The organism is Streptomyces sp. NPDC030143, assembly GCF_055573695.1.
In genome coordinates this window covers 197894-213748 of record NZ_JBVIAY010000002.1, presented here as the reverse complement: position 1 = coordinate 213748, position 15855 = coordinate 197894, and the positions used below count along the sequence as shown (strand labels likewise).

At 70.7% G+C, this 15855-nt stretch carries 12 protein-coding genes and 3 pseudogenes; 8 read left to right on the top strand and 7 right to left on the bottom strand.

Annotation, left to right across the window (positions count from 1 at the left end):
- Positions 1 to 41: 41 nt before the first annotated feature.
- Positions 42 to 1597 (bottom strand): annotated as a pseudogene (locus tag ACZ4YY_RS04105) (glycosyl hydrolase family 28 protein).
- 570 nt (positions 1598 to 2167) lie between these two features.
- Here ACZ4YY_RS04105 and ACZ4YY_RS04100 point away from each other — a divergent pair.
- The 6 genes from ACZ4YY_RS04100 to ACZ4YY_RS04075 all read left to right on the top strand — a co-directional run bounded on the left by ACZ4YY_RS04100 (position 2168) and on the right by ACZ4YY_RS04075 (position 9704).
- Positions 2168 to 3181, top strand: coding sequence for a hydroxyacid dehydrogenase (locus ACZ4YY_RS04100; RefSeq protein ID WP_468283605.1), 1014 nt, complete (start codon positions 2168 to 2170; stop codon positions 3179 to 3181).
- Between the two features lie 144 nt (positions 3182 to 3325).
- A complete protein-coding gene (locus ACZ4YY_RS04095) occupies positions 3326 to 4423 on the top strand; it encodes a LacI family DNA-binding transcriptional regulator (RefSeq protein ID WP_468283603.1) in 1098 nt (365 codons plus the stop codon).
- Positions 4424 to 4850: 427 nt separating this feature from the next.
- Positions 4851 to 6191 carry an ABC transporter substrate-binding protein gene (locus tag ACZ4YY_RS04090; RefSeq protein WP_468283601.1) on the top strand — a complete coding sequence of 447 codons (1341 nt, stop codon included), beginning with the start codon at positions 4851 to 4853 and terminating at the stop codon, positions 6189 to 6191.
- Positions 6192 to 6199: 8 nt separating this feature from the next.
- Positions 6200 to 7087, top strand: coding sequence for a carbohydrate ABC transporter permease (locus ACZ4YY_RS04085; protein ID WP_468283599.1), 888 nt, complete (start codon positions 6200 to 6202; stop codon positions 7085 to 7087).
- Positions 7084 to 7998 carry a carbohydrate ABC transporter permease gene (locus ACZ4YY_RS04080; protein WP_468283597.1) on the top strand — a complete coding sequence of 305 codons (915 nt, stop codon included), beginning with the start codon at positions 7084 to 7086 and terminating at the stop codon, positions 7996 to 7998. The genes ACZ4YY_RS04085 and ACZ4YY_RS04080 overlap by 4 nt, the downstream gene beginning before the upstream one ends.
- Positions 7995 to 9704 (top strand): glycoside hydrolase family 43 protein, encoded by a 1710-nt coding sequence (locus tag ACZ4YY_RS04075; protein ID WP_468283595.1) that lies wholly within the window; start codon positions 7995 to 7997, stop codon positions 9702 to 9704. Before ACZ4YY_RS04080 ends, ACZ4YY_RS04075 begins: the two co-directional genes overlap by 4 nt.
- Positions 9705 to 9852: 148 nt before the next feature.
- Here ACZ4YY_RS04075 and ACZ4YY_RS04070 read toward each other — a convergent pair whose 3' ends face one another.
- The 4 genes and pseudogenes from ACZ4YY_RS04070 to ACZ4YY_RS04055 all read right to left on the bottom strand — a co-directional run bounded on the left by ACZ4YY_RS04070 (position 9853) and on the right by ACZ4YY_RS04055 (position 13346).
- Complete coding sequence (locus ACZ4YY_RS04070) at positions 9853 to 10701, bottom strand: alpha/beta hydrolase (RefSeq protein ID WP_468283593.1); 849 nt, start codon at positions 10699 to 10701, stop codon at positions 9853 to 9855.
- Positions 10691 to 11559: pseudogene (locus tag ACZ4YY_RS04065) on the bottom strand (isocitrate lyase/PEP mutase family protein). The gene ACZ4YY_RS04070 and the pseudogene ACZ4YY_RS04065 overlap by 11 nt, the downstream one beginning before the upstream one ends.
- 121 nt (positions 11560 to 11680) lie before the next feature.
- Complete coding sequence (locus ACZ4YY_RS04060; protein ID WP_468283591.1) at positions 11681 to 12352, bottom strand: ThuA domain-containing protein; 672 nt, start codon at positions 12350 to 12352, stop codon at positions 11681 to 11683.
- 88 nt (positions 12353 to 12440) lie between these two features.
- Positions 12441 to 13346 carry a hypothetical protein gene (locus ACZ4YY_RS04055; RefSeq protein WP_468283589.1) on the bottom strand — a complete coding sequence of 302 codons (906 nt, stop codon included), beginning with the start codon at positions 13344 to 13346 and terminating at the stop codon, positions 12441 to 12443.
- A gap of 72 nt (positions 13347 to 13418) precedes the next feature.
- Between ACZ4YY_RS04055 and ACZ4YY_RS04050 the strand changes: the two genes are divergently transcribed.
- A complete protein-coding gene (locus ACZ4YY_RS04050) occupies positions 13419 to 14051 on the top strand; it encodes a VOC family protein (RefSeq protein WP_468283587.1) in 633 nt (210 codons plus the stop codon).
- On the opposite strand, the gene ACZ4YY_RS04045 is transcribed toward ACZ4YY_RS04050, so the two are convergent.
- Positions 14044 to 14595, bottom strand: a complete 552-nt coding sequence (locus ACZ4YY_RS04045) for a DinB family protein (protein ID WP_468283585.1) — start codon at positions 14593 to 14595, stop codon at positions 14044 to 14046. The two genes, ACZ4YY_RS04050 and ACZ4YY_RS04045, sit on opposite strands and share 8 nt — an antisense overlap.
- A 203-nt stretch (positions 14596 to 14798) precedes the next feature.
- On the opposite strand from ACZ4YY_RS04045, the gene ACZ4YY_RS04040 reads away from it, so the two are divergent.
- The gene (locus ACZ4YY_RS04040) at positions 14799 to 15194 is read left to right on the top strand and encodes a VOC family protein (RefSeq protein WP_468283583.1); all 396 of its coding nucleotides are present in this window, start codon (positions 14799 to 14801) and stop codon (positions 15192 to 15194) included.
- Here the strand turns inward: ACZ4YY_RS04040 and ACZ4YY_RS04035 are convergent.
- A pseudogene (locus ACZ4YY_RS04035) lies at positions 15189 to 15854 on the bottom strand (helix-turn-helix domain-containing protein); the annotation flags it as partial. The gene ACZ4YY_RS04040 and the pseudogene ACZ4YY_RS04035 overlap by 6 nt on opposite strands.
- Position 15855: the final 1 nt, after the last annotated feature.

The window sequence follows — 15855 nt, the reverse complement described above, 5'->3', positions numbered from 1 at the left end:
GGGTGTGGCTCTCATGGATGTGGCTCTCATGGGTTCGGTGCTCATGACGCGGCGGCCGATGCGGCTTCGGCGGTGGTGAGGAACCTCAGGCCGGTCACGTGCTCGTTGGCGTGCATGGGGACGAAGTCGGTGGTCAGGTACCAGCCCGGCTTCCGCATGGAGTCGGCGATCACCGAACCGTTGAGGACGAGGTTCTCGAAGGTGACGTTCTTGATGCCGTGGTCGGCGTCGTAGCCGAGCATCATGCAGGTGTCGAGCGGCTTGCCGGTGTAGGAGAGGCCCTTGACGTAGACGTTTTCTATGCCTCGGCCGACCGAGGTGTTGTACTTCGTGTTGTACGCGATCCGCATGTGGATGAGCTGGCCCCAGCGGAAGTCCTCCACGCGTACGCGTCGATCCGGACTCCGCTGATCAGGTTGCTGTCGCCGGGGTTGAGGGCGATGCAGCCCTGGTAGCCCATCTGGGGCTCGCGGTGGTCGCAGATGTCGAGGTTCTCGAAGACGAGGTTCTCGAAGACGAGGTTCTCCAGGACCTCGGGAGCGTCGGTGTTCCCGTGGGTGCCGATGTTGATCGGGTGGGCGACGTCCGCCCAGAGGGTGGAGTTGCGGACGGTGATGTTCCTGGTGTCGCCGTGGTACTCCCAGCGGTGGGTGTAGAGGGCGATGCAGTCGTCGGAGTTGCGCATGAAGACGCCGTCGACGGTGACGTCGGTGCTGGAGAAGACGTCGATGCCGTCGCCCCAGCCCTTGGAGCTGAAGGAGCACATGCCCTTGACGGAGACGTCGGTGGACTCGCCGATCTGGCAGGCGTAGCCGTTCGGGTTGAGCATGGTGAGGGCGCCGACGGAGATGTCCGTCGACCCCTCGACGAGGACACCGCCCGCCTTCGTGCCGGCGAGCACGCCCCGCCCGGTGAGGCGGGCGTCCCGTACGTCTCTGAAGACGACCGTCGCCTTGAGCAGGGCACCGCCGTGCACGTACACGCTCTTGCCGGAGGGGACGTTCAGGAAGCCGTCGGCGGTGGTGTGCACGCCCGGCCCGAAGTAGAGGACGTCGGGGTCGTCCGCCGTCGGGCGGCTCTTCTCTGTCTCGCGGGCGAACAGGTGAAGACAGTCGAAGAGGTCGTCGTTGACCTGGACGACGATGTTGCGCGGTCTGTCCAGTGTGAACCGGAGGGTGTCGGCGAGGACTTCCGGCGTGATGCCGTACGAGTCCGGACGCACCCGGACCTTCTGCACCCCGCCCTTGATGTACGTCACCTCGACCTCGACCTGCCCGGAGAAGTCGAAGTAGGCCAGGGAGGAGTTGAACTGCCTCTTGCTGCCCGTGGTCGGATTGATCTCGGCGAGCGTGGGCCGCCAGACGCCGAGCTTCTGCCAGGTGCCGCCGGGGGTACGGACCTTGACGGTGTAGCCGGCGGTGTTGACCGGGGCTCCGGTCGGCACGTCGTACGTCACGAGCTGCGGCGCGTCGGTGGCGTCGTCCGCCCGGGCCACCGTGGCCGTCAGGTGGGTGAGTCCGGCGGCGACGACGGTGGCGCCGGCCGACCGGCCCAGGAATCGGCGGCGGCTGGGAGGCGCACCGGCGTGAGAGCGCATGGGGGTCTCACCTTCTGGTTCGGGGGGCGCTGGGGGCGCCGTCGCGATAACCGATAGCAACCGGTTGCTATGGCCGAGTGGGCAGAGCTTCTTGCGCTCGACGGGGCGCGTCAAGGGTCTTCGCACATTTTCGAAAACTCTGCGCGGAGGCCGGGCGAGGCTCCGACACACTCGCGGAAGCCTCCACGGCGCCCACACTCAGCCGCCTGACCTGTGGTTTTGCTCTCCCAGCCGCCCTTCACGCGACCAAGGCGGTCGGCCGGTTCGGATCAGCTCCGTCCGGGACGCCCGAGTGGCGCGCGGCGGCCTCCACTCAGCAACCGCTTGTGACTCACCCGTCGCACCGGACACTCCACTCCTCCCCCGGGAAAGTCCTTTCGCAGCCGTCCACCGCCGGCCGGCTCCCTCCACCACACGCCCCATCACCGTGCTGAAGTGGCCCTTTACACCCCTCCTCCGCCGAAGGACTTCCCTTCCCGGTGATCCCGCCGACCGATTGACCAGGCCTCCGCGGCAGACCTACGGTAGAAGGCGCTTTCAGAAAACGTTTCCGACGCACTCAGGAGAGTCATGCCCAGCGCCCAGCCCCCCAGGGCCGTGTTCGCCATGGATCCGGTGCACCTGCCCCTGCTGTTTCCCGCGCCGCTCCTGGCCCGGCTGCGGCAGACGGCCGACCTCGACCCGGCGCTCGTCGTACGGGACTTCGCCGACCCGGCCGCCGCGCCCGCGCTGGCCGGCGCCGACGTCCTGATCACCGGGTGGGGCTGTCCGCACCTCGGCGCGGACGCACTCGCCGCCGCACCCCGGCTGCGCACCGTGCTGCACGCCGCGGGGTCCGTGCGGTCGTTGGTCGGCGACGCCGTGTGGGACCGCGGGGTCGCCGTCTCCAGCGCGGTCACCGGCAACGCCGTCCCCGTCGCCGAGTACACGCTGGCGATGATCCTGCTCGCCGGCAAGGACGCCTTCACCCACCGCGAGCGTTTCCGCCACAGTCACGCCCAGCCCACCCACGCCGAGACCGCGGCCACCGGTAACCTCGGCCGGCGCGTGGGCGTCATCGGCGCCTCGCGCGTGGGCCGCCGTCTGCTGGAGCTGCTGCGGCCGTACGACTTCGAGGTCCTGCTGCACGATCCCTACGTGGACGCCGCCGAGGCCGCAGGGCTGGGCGCCCGACTCCTCTCCCTGGAGGACCTGCTGCGCTACAGCGACATCGTCAGCCTGCACGCGCCCGACATCCCCGAGACCCACCACATGCTCGACCGCGCCCGGCTCGCCCTCCTCCGGGACGGCGGCGTGCTGATCAACACCTCGCGCGGTGCCCTGGTGGACCACGAGGCGCTCACCGAGGAACTGGTCTCCGGCCGGCTGCACGCCGTCCTGGACGTCACCGAGCCCGAGCCGCTGCCCGCGGACTCCCCGCTGTACCGGCTGCCGAACGTCTTCCTCACCCCGCACATCGCCGGCTCCCTCGGCAACGAGCTGGAGCGTCTCGGCCGGATCGTCGTCGAAGAGCTGGAACGGGTGGCCGCCGGTGCGCCCCTGGCCCACCAAGTGCGCCACGCGGACCTGGCCCGAGTGGCCTGATGCGGGCCCCCGTCGCCTCCCTCCCGCGGTTGTCCACAGGCCCCGTCACCTGGCGGAACGATGGGATACGGTTTTTTGCACCGACGCGGCGCCGGGCTCCGGACCGCCCGGTGAGCGGAGTACGAGGGTGAAGGAGCCGCAGGGGTGAGCCAGCGCAGGACGACGACCGACGCCGGCCGGGCGACCATCCGGGACGTGGCGGAGCGCGCCGGCGTCTCGGTGGCGAGCGTCTCGCGCGTGCTGTCGGGCAACTACCCCGTCTCGGATGAGCTGCGGCGCCGGGTGATGAAGGTGGTGCGCGACCTGGACTACGTCACCAACGCGCACGCCCGCTCCCTGGCCGGGGGCGGCACGCCGACGGTGGCGATCCTGATCAACGACATCACCGGCGCGGCGTTCGCGCACGTGGCGAAGGGCGTCGAGGGCGCGGCCACGCTGCGCGGCTGGCTGTCGCTGGTCGGCACCACCGGCGACGACCCGGAGCGCGAGCTGGCCCTGGTCAACCTGATGCGGCAGCAGGGGGTCGCGGCGGTCGTGCTGCTCGGCGGCGCCTACGACTTCGAGGAGTACCAGCTGCGCATGGCGCGCTTCGCGCGGTCCCTGGACGCGGCGGGTTCGCACCTCGTCCTGGTCGGCAGGCCTCCCCTGGAGGGCGACGTCCCGGCCACGACCGTCGACTACGACAACGAGAGCGGTGCCTACGCCATGGCCAGCCACCTGCTGTCGGCCGGGCACCGCCGCATCCTCGTGCTGCCGGGGCACGGGGAGCTCACCACCGCGCAGGGCCGGCTGAACGGGGCGCGACGGGCGTTCGAGGCCTACGGGGTGCCGTTCGACCGGGGCCTCGTGCGGCACGGCTCCTACGCCTACGAGCACGGCTACGCCGCGGTGGAGCAGGCCCTGCACGAGACGCCCGGCTTCACGGCGGTGCTCGCGGGCACGGACGTGGTGGCGGCGGGCGCGTTGCAGGCGTTGCGGGCGGCGGGTCTGAGGGTGCCGGACGACGTGTCGATCGTCGGCTACGACGACATCCCGCTGGCCTCGCAGCTCACACCGCAGCTGACCACGGTGCACGTGCCGTACGAGGAGATGGGGCGGGTCGCCCTGCGCGCGGTGGCCGACCGGCGACAGGGGGCCGGCTCGGAGGGCCGGCGCAAGGGCGGCGGGGACGGCGAGCATCTGGTGCTGGGCACTCATGTCGTCGTCCGGGACTCGGTGGCGCCGCCGCGGCGGCGCGTCTGAGCCGCCTCGCCCGAGCGGTGCGGTTGCCGTGAGCCGGGCGCCCCGGTCGAGACGCGTCCCGCCGCAAGCGGCCCGGTCGAGAGGCGTGCCGGACCGACGGCGCTCCGTCGGCCTGCGATCGACCTGCGATCGGCCTGCGAATCGACCTGCCGACCGGTGCGGCGCGAATCGTTCTCGTAACCGGTTACCCATCCGCTGACCTGCGCCCTGACCTGCCCGTCTCCAACTTTTTCGCGCACACCTCTTGATATAGCCGTACCCCTCGGCCTACCTTCACAGCAACCGGTTTCTATACTTTCCGCTTCGGCCGACCCCCCGCACCGCGAGCCGATGTCGCAGCCGACGTCTTCCGGCCGCTGTTCCCGGCCAGTACCGAGCCGCCGTTCTCTTCTTCCGAGACGCCTACTTTCCGAAGGATCACGGTCAGATGAACTTCACCAACCCCCGGAGAAGGTTCGCCCGCGCCGCCGTGGCGGGTATCGCGCTGACAGGTCTGCTCTCCGCCTGTGGCGGTTCCGGCTCCGGGGACGACGCGTCCTCGGGCGCCTCCGGCCCGGTCACCCTCCCCTTCTGGGGCTGGGCCAACGGCCAGGAGCTGGTCGTCGAGGCGTTCAACGCCTCGCACAAGGACGTCCAGCTCAAGTACACCAAGGTCACCGACCAGCTGACCATGCAGAAGCAGCTCACCAACGCGGTCAAGGCCGGCAACGCGCCCTGTCTGGTGCAGAACACCGCCGAGTACGTGACGAGCTGGGTGTCACAGGGCGCGCTGGCCGACATCTCGAAGTACGTGGCCCCCAGCAAGGACAGGTTCAACGCCGGCTCGTGGGCCGCCGGCCAGGTGCAGGGCAAAACCTACGGCGTCCCCACCAGCTCGGCGCCCGCCTTCACGATCTACCGCACCGACATTTTCCGGAAGTACGGTCTGAAGGCGCCCGCGACCTGGGACGACTTCATCGCAGCGGGCAAGGAGCTGAAGAAGCACGGCGTCAAGATCACCAACTACGCCGGTGAGGACCCCAGCACGCTGGAGGTGCTCGCCATGCAGGCCGGCGCCCACTGGTACGCCATCGACGGCAACGCCTGGAAGGTGGACTTCCAGGACGCCGGCACCCTCAAGGCCGCCAAGGTGATCCAGGACATCATCGACAACGACCTCAACTCCAAGCTGTCCTTCGCCGACTACGCGGCCGTGCAGCGCAACTACGACAACGGCGGCACCGCCACCCGGCAGATCTCCACCTGGCAGATGGCTGGAATGGTGCAGAACTTCACCAAGTCCTTCGGCCGGTGGGCGCTCACGCCGTGGCCGACGTTCGCGGGTGAGGCGCCCAAGACCCCGGCCGGCACCAACCAGAGCGGCGGGGTGACCCTCGTCCCCGAACAGTGCAAGCACCAGCAGCAGGCCGCCGAGGCGGCGCTGTGGATGTCGACGAACACCGACGCGGTCAGGACGATGGCGAACCCCACCACCGGCAACGGCGTGATGCCGGCGCTGGCCGACAGCGACGCGTACATCGGCGAGGCGATCTCCGACAAGCTGCTCGGCGCGAACTACCAGCCGGGTCAGCAGGTGGTCAGGGACAGCCTGAAGACCGTCACCACGGACTGGACCTTCGGCCCGAACTGGACCGCGATGTTCACCGAGCTCCAGGCCGGCTGGGGCCAGGTCGTCAGCAAGCAGCAGAAGGTGACCGACCTGCTCGCGCACATGCAGAAGTGGACCGTCGACGACCTGAAGTCCCGCGGCATCAGCGTCAAGGGCTGAGGCAGATCATGATTGGCTCCCTGCGCTGGAAGGGCGCCGCCTTCACGGTGCCCTTCCAGCTCGGCTTCGTCTTCCTGTACCTGGTCCCGATCGGTTACGCCGTCTACCAGTCCCTGTTCCGCACCCGGCAGTCCGGTCTCGGCCTGGGCGGTGCGACGGAGGAGTTCTCCGGTCTGCACAACTACCAGCAGGGTTTGACCGACGCGGCGTTCGTCGAGTCCATTCTGCGCGTGGTGCTGTTCGCCTGTGTGCAGATCCCGGTCATGCTCATCGTCAGCCTGGTGCTGGCGCTGTTCCTGGACGCGCTCGGCGCACGTCTGGCGAGCAGGTTCCGGATCCTGCTGCTGGTGCCGTACATGATCCCCGGGGTGGTGGCCGCGATCGTGTGGATCAACGTCTACAGCCCCGACGTGGGCCCGTTGACGCCGCTGGGCGAGGTGTTCGGGTTCCACTGGAACTTCTTCGCGCCCTCCATGGTCTGGCCGTCCATCGGCAACCTGCTGACCTGGCACGGCATCGGCTACAACATGGTGATCATCTACTCGGCACTCCAGGCCGTGCCGCGCGAGCTGTTCGAGGCCGCGCGCCTGGACGGCGCCTCCGAGATCCGCATCGCCCGCAGCGTCAAGGTCCCCTACGTCCGCGGGGCGCTGGTCCTGACCGGACTGCTCTCAATCATCCAGATGCTGCAGATCTTCAACGAGCCCGCGCTGTTCAGGAACGTCACCCCGCAGACGGTGAACGACAGCTTCACCCCGATCATGATCATCTACAACCAGGCGTTCAACGCCGGCAACTACCACTACGCCGCCGCCCTGTCGGTCCTGCTCGCGCTGTTCCTCGGCGTCGCCTCTTTCCTCTTCTACCGGCTCACCTCGAGGGAGGCGAACGGATGACGCTCACCGAAGACCGTACGGCGATGTCCCCGGCCGGCGCGGTCCGCCGTCGCACGGTCCCGGATCCCGCCTCCCGTTCCCGTGGCGGGCAGCGTTTTGTACTGGTCGGCCTCGTCCTGGCCACCGCATACAGTCTGTTCCCGGTGTGGTGGCTGATCGTCGCCGCCACCAAGGACCGCACCGGGCTCTACCAGAGCAACGGCCTGTGGTTCTCCGGCATGCACCTCTGGGACAACCTGCATCAGCTGTTCACCTACGAGGACGGCATCTTCCTGCGCTGGACGGCCAACTCCCTGCTGTACGCGGGCGTCGGCTCGCTCGGCGGCACCCTGATCGCCCTGGCCACGGGCTACGGCCTGGCACGGTTCGAGTTTCCCGGCCGCGGTGTGGTGTTCGCGTGCGTCGTCGGCTCGTTCCTGATCCCGATCGCCCTGCTGACGCTCCCGCTGTACCTGCTGTTCTCGGAGATCGGCCTGGTCGACACACCGTGGGCGATGCTGGTCCCCTGTCTGATCAACCCGTTCAGCGTGTATCTCGCCAAGGTGTACACCGAGTCCACGATCCCCTTCGAGCTGCTGGAGGCGGCCCGCCTGGACGGCGCCGGCGAACTGCGCATCTTCGTCAGCATCGTGCTGCGGATGATGACGACGGGCGGCGCGACGGTGTTCCTGCTGGCCTTCGTCAACACCTGGAACGCCTTCTTCCTGCCGCTGACCGTGCTGCGCGGCGAGGAGAACTGGACGCTCAACATCGGCCTGTACAACTGGACCGGCAAGCGCCTGGAGTCCGGTGTGGACGTCACGAGCCTCGTCCTGACCGGCGCGCTGCTGTCCATCGTGCCGATGGCGATCATGATGGTCGCGATGCGTCGTTACTGGAAGACGGGCGTCACCCTGGGGGCCCTGAAGTGACCGTGGTGCGCAATCCCGTCATCCGGGGCTTCGCCCCCGATCCCTCCCTGGTCCGGGCCCGCGACTGGTACTACGTCGCGACCAGTTCCTTCGAGTGGTTCCCGACGATCCCGATCCACCGCTCGCGGGACCTGGCGCACTGGGAGTACGCGGGCCACGTCCAGGGCGCCGCCCCGGGCGACTCCCTGGCCGGGGTGCCCGACTCGGGCGGCGTCTGGGCGCCGTCGCTGAGCTGGGACGGCGAGCTCTTCTGGGTGGTCTACGCGGTGGTGCGCTCGGTCGGCACGCCGTACTTCGACCTGGACACCTACGTCAGCACGGCGCACGACGTCACTGGTCCCTGGACGGCGCCGCGCCGTGTCGCCGGTCACGGGTTCGACCCCGCCCTGTACCACGAGGACGGCAGGTTGTGGCTGCTGAACCTGCAGAACGACCACCGGCCCGAGGGGCGCCGTTTCGCGGGGATCGTGCTGAGCGAATTGGACCGCGACACGCTCGCCCCGCGCGGCGGCACACACCTCCTCCTCCAGCACGACAAGCTCATCGAGGGACCGAAGGTGCTGCGCCGCGCGGGCTGGTACCACCTCGTCCTGGCCGAGGGGGGAACCGGGTTCGAGCACGGTGTCCGCACGGCCCGCAGCCGGCACCTGACCGGCCCCTACACCCTCGACGACCGTCCGCTGCTCACCTCGCGGGACGACCCGGCACGACCGTTGCAGAAGGCGGGGCACGCCGAGCTGGTGGAGACCCCCGACGGCGAGTGGTTCCTCAGCCACCTCACCGCCCGCCCGCTCGGCACCCCGGACGGCCCCCGGTGCACCCTGGGCCGTGAGACGGCGATCCAGGCGGTCACCTGGGACGCGGACGGCAACCCGCGCCTGCGGCAAGGAGGCTGGCACCCGGACGTCGAGGTGGAGGTACCGAGGGTACCGGCGACACACGTGAGAACGGCGACGGCACCAGCACCAGCACCAGCACCAGCACCAGCACCAGCGACGGCAGCGACGGTCCTGACGTCCCCGAAGGCCTCCGGTTCCTCCGCCGCCGTCACCTCTCCCTCCCCCACCGGCGATACCCGCCCCACCTCCCTGACCTGGCCCTGGAGCACCCTGCGCGAACCCCCGCACCCCTCCTGGGCGGACACCGGAGTCCGTCCGGGCTGGATACGGTTGCGGGGCCGGCACGGGCCGGAGTCGCGGTGGGCTCAGAGCCTGCTCGCGCAGCGCCTCACCGAGCACCGGGCGACGGCCGAAGTGACGCTGGAGGCACGGCCGTCCACGTTCACGCAGGCCGCCGGGCTGATCCTGCGCTACGACGCGGAGGCGTACCTCTCGCTCGACCTGACCTGGGCGGAGCCCGAGGGAGAAGCGCAGCGCGGCCAGCAGTGGCGCGGGGAGGGGCGGACGGTGCTCAGCCTCGTGGAGCGCGACGAGAAGGGGGCGCGGGAGGCGGCGGTCGTGGAGGTCGACGCGGGCGTTCCCCTGACGTTGGGGGTCACGGTCGAGGGGGTGGAGGCGCGGTTCTGGTACGTCCGGGACGGTGTGCGCGCGCCGGTCGGGCCGCCGTTGGACTGCGGTCGGCTCTCCGACGACCACGGCGGCCGGCTGCGCTTCACCGGGACCCTGGTCGGTGTCCACGCCCGGGACCTGGTCGACGCCTCGTTCACCGCCGACTTCCGTGACTTCCGGCTGACGTGCACCGCCTGAAGCACGCGGACTGGAGCTGCCCGGCTGAAGCGACCAGTTGATGACGTTCACCACCTGACCGCGCGCCCTCGTTCACCCGACCGCCCCGTGCAACCCTCCCCGGCGAGGCCGCCTCCCGCTCCAGCGTCGATTGCATGATGCGTCTCGATCAACCCGCGTTGGGCCGCCACAGCCAGCGCAGAGCGTCCGGAAGCAGGACGCCGCCGTGGTTGGGGCTGTGTCCGCCGTCTCCCAGGACAAGGCGGAAGTCGTAACCCGCTTCAGCGAGAGCGGCTGCCACACGCAAGTTTTCGGCGAGCCAGTTCCACCGTGACTCATTCCAGTGCAGATCGCGATGGCCGCCTTGCATAAAAATGCGCAGCGGCTTGCGGGGGGCGTGGGAGATGAGATCTGGGTAGGGATTGCCTTCCGGCATCTGCGCGAAGCTGGACAGGTATCCGATGACGCGGCGGAACTTGTCCGGGCGCAGCCACGCGGCGGTAAAGGCGCAGTTGCCGCCACTGCTCCCGCCGCAGATGCCCCACCTTTCGGGCGACCGGGCGATGGCATAGCGCTCTGTGACCTGCGGGATGATCTCGGTGAGGAGGAAGGTGACGTACTGGTCATCGAAAGCGTCGTACTCGTTGTTGCGGTTCTTCGGGTTCTCCGCGTCGGGGAAGACGCCGGGATCGACGAACACGCCGATGGTGACGGGGATGTCGCCGCGGTGAATGAGGTTGTCCAGGACGATCGCGCCGCGTACCTCTCCTTCGGGATCCAGGTACCACCATCCGTCCTGGAACACAATCAAGGACGCCGGTTCCGCCGGGTCGTACTGTGCGGGCACGTGCACCCAGAACCTCCGGAAGGTCCCCGGGTAGACCTCGCTGCTCCTCCACTCGAACTCGACGGTCTCACCGGCGGGCACGCCCGGCTGTGGAGCGGAATCGGGTCCGTGGACGTAGCGCACGTCCGACTGGTCGATCGGAAGTGGCTGGTAGGGCATCTCAATGGTCACGGGGAGCAACCGTAGGGCGATCACCACCCTTGACCACAAGAAACTTTTCGTGATCCCGAGCAGGACGGACGCCGACGCCCGTCGTGTCGTCCGCCTCGGGCAGCCGGCCGTCCGTCCGGGCCAGTTCGGTGAGGGCGGAGTGCATGGCCGCGTGGGCGGCGAACAGGCAGGGGGTGCTGTAGATGGCGACGTCCACGCCGAGGTCGGTGAGCTCGCTCAGGGACAGGCGCGGCGACCTGCCGCCGGCGATCTGGTTGAACAGCAGCGGCTTGTCGCCGACCAGGCGGCGGATGCGGCGGATCCACTCGACAGTGCGCACCCCGTCGACCAGCACGACGTCCGCGTCGGTCGCCGCGAGGGCCTCGGCCCGGTGCAGGATGTCGCTCTCGTCGGTGGCGTCGGTGCGGGCCACGACGAGCAGGTCGCGGCGGGTGGCGAGGACCGCCTCCAGTTTCGCCAGGTACTCGGGCAGCGGCAGCACCTGCTTGCCGTCGGCGTGGCCGCACCTGCGGGGCCGTTTCTGGTCCTCGAGGATGACCCCGGACGCCCCGGCCCGCTCCAGTCCCTCCACCACATGGCAGGCGACCTCGGGATCGACATAGCCGTCGTCGATGTCGACCAGCAGACGGTGGCCCGGGAACGCGTCCCGCAGTCGCTGCGCGAAGGCCAGCATGTCCGGCCAGGCGATGAAACCGATGTCCGGCAGGCCGTAGTACGAGGCCGCGAACCCGAACCCGGAGACGAACAGCCCGTCGTAGTGCTGTGCCGCGATCGACGCCGAGTACATGTCGTACACGCCGATCAGGGGGTCGTGCCCGGTGCGGCGATCCGCTCGCGCAGTGTCGTCCCGTAAGTCAACGTCCGGCTCCTCCTGCCAGGCCTTTTCGACGGGACAAGAGGATCGTCGCGGTGGACGGGGGCGTCTCAGGTGCGCGGGGGTCACTCACTCCGTCGGCGCAAGCGTTTCACCGCAGAAACGTCACGCGTCCCCCGGGAGGTGCCGTGCGGCGGTCGCGGCCGCCCAGTCGATGCCGCCGCGCAGATGGGCACGGAAGTCGGGGTCGTCGTAGGCGCCGGCGTCATGACCGAGTGCGGTGTAGAAAACACGTCCGGCGCCCTGGGCGCGACACCAGACGACGGGGTGGTCGTCGCCCATGCCGCCCCCGGAGTACGACGACTCGTCGGCGGTGGCGAGCACCCGGACCGTGCCGCGCGGGTTGCTCCGGAAGTCGTACCACTCGTCGGTGAACTCCCAGACGGCGGGCAGATGCCGGGTGGCCGGGTGGTCGCGGTCCTCGACGAGGGCCTTGCCGGGCTGGTACTCGGGGTGCCGGTCGAAGCGGGCGCCGAGCAGGTCGCCGTAGTGCGGCCAGTCGTACTCGGTGCAGGCCGCCGCGTGGACGCCCACGAAACCGCCGCCCGCCTCGACGTACTCCGCGAGCAGTTCCCGGCCGGCCGGGGTGAGCACCTCGCCGCTGGTGGAGAGGAAGAGGACGGCCGCGTACGCGTCCAGGTCGCGTTCCAGCGCGGCGGGGTCCTCGGTGTGGTCGACGTCGTAGTCGCCGAGGGTCCGCAGGGCGGCGACACCGGCGGGGATCGAGTCGTGACGGTAGGCGGTGGTGCGGGTGTACACGAGCAGACGAGCGGTCATGGCGGCGACCCTATGCGCGCCGCGCCGTGCGCCCCAGGGAGCCGATCAGGGCGAAGGTTTCGGCGGGCCGGTCCCTCCTCGGCCCGGGTCAGCCACCCGTGCCGGGACCGTCGAGCGGCGCCCCGTCGCCCGTGGTCGGCAGGTCGCCGCGCTGCACCGGACCGCCGCCTGCGCCGGTGGCGGGCAGGAGGGCGTCGAGTTCGTCCGCGGAGGGGCGGTGGACGGTGCGGGCGGCCTCGCGCAGGACGTCGCGGGGGACGCCCGTGCCGCCGACCTGGACGACGAAGTCCGCTGCGGGCACGCTGTACTCGCCGTCCTGACCCGTCGCGCGGTACCAGAGGTCGCCGTCGCGGGTGCAGACACCGCCGGAGCCGGACTCCGTGGCGGTGGCGGTGGCGGTGGCGAAGCCGGAGGCCGTGTCAGCACCGGAGTCCGCGCCGGAGGCGGAACCGGTTCCCGAACTCGAGACCGTGTCAGCGCCGGAGACGGAACCGGTTGCCGAACCGGAAGCAGTCTCGGAACCGGTTGCCGAACTGAAGGGCGTATCGGAACCGGTTGCCGAACCGGAGGCGGTCTCGGAACCGGTTGCCGAACTGAAGGGCGTATCGGAGCCGGTTCCTGAACCGGAGGCGGTTCCCGAACCGGAGGCCGCGCCCGAACCGGAGCTGGATCCGGCGGTCGGCGGGGCCGGGCACCTGTCGGCCGTGTTCGCCGCCCGGTCGACGGTGAGGCGCAGTTGGGTGCCGTTCTCGCGGGAGACGTAGGTGGCGGAGAAGCCGTCGCCGCCGTACACGCCGACCGACTGCTGGGCGAGGGTGTAGCCGGGAGCGTCGACGGCGTACACCGCTTCGGGCGCGATGCCTGCCGCGCGGGCCCGGGAGGTGATGTCGGCCGGGTCGGCGGCGGCGTCGGCGCCCGCCTCCTCGGTGCCGCATCCGGCGAGGAGCGCGAGGGCAGACAACAGCACAGGCAGGGTGCGTGGGGCACGGATCATGCCGTCATCCTGCCGCACAAGTGTTCGCGAGGCGGCGGCTTTCCGGCGGTGAGGCGCGTAGTCTCTGGCGGGATGAACACCATTCCCGCACGGCTCGACCACCTCGTCCTGGCGACGCCCGATCTGGCGGCGACGGTCGCCGAGTTCACCCGGCGCACGGGAGTGGCCCCCGCTCCGGGCGGGGTGCATGTCGGCCTCGGCACCCGCAACCACCTGGTCGGACTGGGCGGCGGCGCCTACCTGGAGATCATCGGCCCGGATCCGGAGCAGCCCGCTCCGACGGGCCCGCGCCCCTTCGGCGTCGACGGCCTGGACGCGCCGCGGACCATCACCTGGGCGATCGGCCGGTCCGATCTGGACGCGGTGGTGGCGGACGCCCGGGCCCACGGCTACGACCCCGGCGACGTGCGGGAGATGAGCCGGCGCCGCCCCGACGGGACGCTGCTGGAGTGGCGGCTGACCGACGGCGGCGACCCTCACCCCTCCGGCCTGGTGCCCTTCCTCATCGACTGGAGCGGTACGGTCCACCCGTCCGCCTCGGGCCTGCCCGTGACGCCTCTGCTGGAGCTGACGGCGACCGTGCCCGACCCCGAGGAGCTCCGGCCGGTGCTGACGGTCCTCGGTACGGACCTGCCGCTCGCGAAGGGGCCGGCGGGTTTCTCGTTCACGCTGGACACGCCGAACGGGCCGGTGACCTTCAGCTGACGCCGGGCGGGGGTCCGGCTGCCCTCAGCAGCCGCAGCTGTCCCATCTCGGCCACGTTCTTCATCAGCTCGGCGTTGGCCCACGCGAGCAGGTCGGCGACGGTGCGACCGGCGTCGGGCGGCCAGGGGAAGGCGGCCGGTCGGTCGAGATCGGCATCGGTGAGCACGTCCACGGCCGCCGTCCACTGCTCGCGCACCTCGCGCAGCCAGGCGACGGCCGGCTCCCCCGGCCCGGGCCAGCGGACGTCGGCCCGCTCGCGGGGCGTGCGGCCGTGCAGGTGGTCGGTGGCGACGCCGAGCCACCAGCCGAGGTGCCAGCTCACCCAGCCGAGGGTGGGGACGGGAACGGGCTCGGGTTCGTTGTCCGCCCAGTCGGGCCGCCATCCGCCCGCGCCGTCGGGATGGAGGGTCCAGCAACGGGTGGCGGGCTCCCAGAGGAAGTCCTCCGGGCGCAGCCGCTCCAGGTGGTACTCGAAGAGCGCCCAGGTCACGTCGGTCTGGAGACGCAGCAGCTCACGGCGGCCACGGTCGGTGGGGGAACGCATCGGACCACCCTGGCACGGGCCCACGCCCTCCGGGGAACGGTTTTCCGCGCGCGTTCCCCTCCCCTCCCCTTCCCGTTCCCTTTCGTGGCGTTCCCTTCCGGGGACCGTTTCCTCTGCCGGCGTTGCCCTTCCCGGCGTTTCCTTCCGTTTCCGTGTCCGTTTCCTTCAAGACCGGCCATCCGGCTGCCGCCTACGGTGGCCACATGAGTCCACGTTTCGATGCCATCGGTCTGGTCGTCTCCGACATGGCCGCCTCCGTCGTCTTCTACCGCCGGCTCGGCTTCGCGTTCCCCGAGGGAGCGGAGCGGGGGCCGCACGCCGAGGCCGGACTCCCGGGCGGGTTGCGGCTGTTGCTGGACACCGAGGAATCCGTGCGGTCGTTCCACCCGGGCTGGCAGCCGCCCACCGGCGGCGGCCGGTCCTCACTCGCCCTGCGCTGCGCGAACCCCGCCGAGGTGGACGCGGTGTTCGAGGATCTGGTCAGCGCCGGCTGCCGGGGCGAGCTCAAGCCCTGGGACGCCTTCTGGGGGCAGCGGTACGCCGTCGTGCTCGACCCGGACGGCAACGGGGTCGACCTGTACGCGCCACTGGCGCAGTAGTTCGGTGAGCGTCCGCCCGGTGAAGTCCCTGACCTCCCGCGCGAGATGGGCCTGGTCGGCATAGCCCGCGCGGGCTGCCGTCGCGGCGTACGGGACGCCCGTCCGGGCCAGCGCGAGGGCGCGCCGCAGGCGCAGGATGCGGGCGAGGGTCTTGGGGCCGTAGCCGAAGGCGGTGAGCGAGCGGCGGTGCAACTGGCGTGCTCCGAGGCCCAGTTCGTCGGCGGTGGTGGCGACGGGGCGGCCCTCGGCGAGGGCGGCGACCAGTCGGCGCAGTGCGGGGTCGGGTGGGGCCGCCCGGTGCAGGGCCAGGTCTTCCAGCCCGGCCGCCGGGTCGGGCGCGGCCTCGACGCGGGCGCACAGCCGCCGCACCTCCGAGGCCGGCCACAGGTCGCTCAACTCCACGCGCCGGTCACGCAGTTCGTGAGCCGGGACGCCGAGGAGGGCGGGCGCGGTGCCGGGATAGAGGCGGATGCCCGCCCAGGGCGCGGGCCGGCCGTCGGGGAGGTGGGCGTGGGTGTCGGGTCCGGCGACCAGGAGGCGGCCCTCGTTCCACAGCAGGTCCATGCAGCCGTCGGGCAGCACGGGCCGTACGCCGCCGCCCGAGGGGGTGGCGGTCCACACCACGGCGCCGGCCAGTCGGGAGGGCCGTTCCCGGTACATG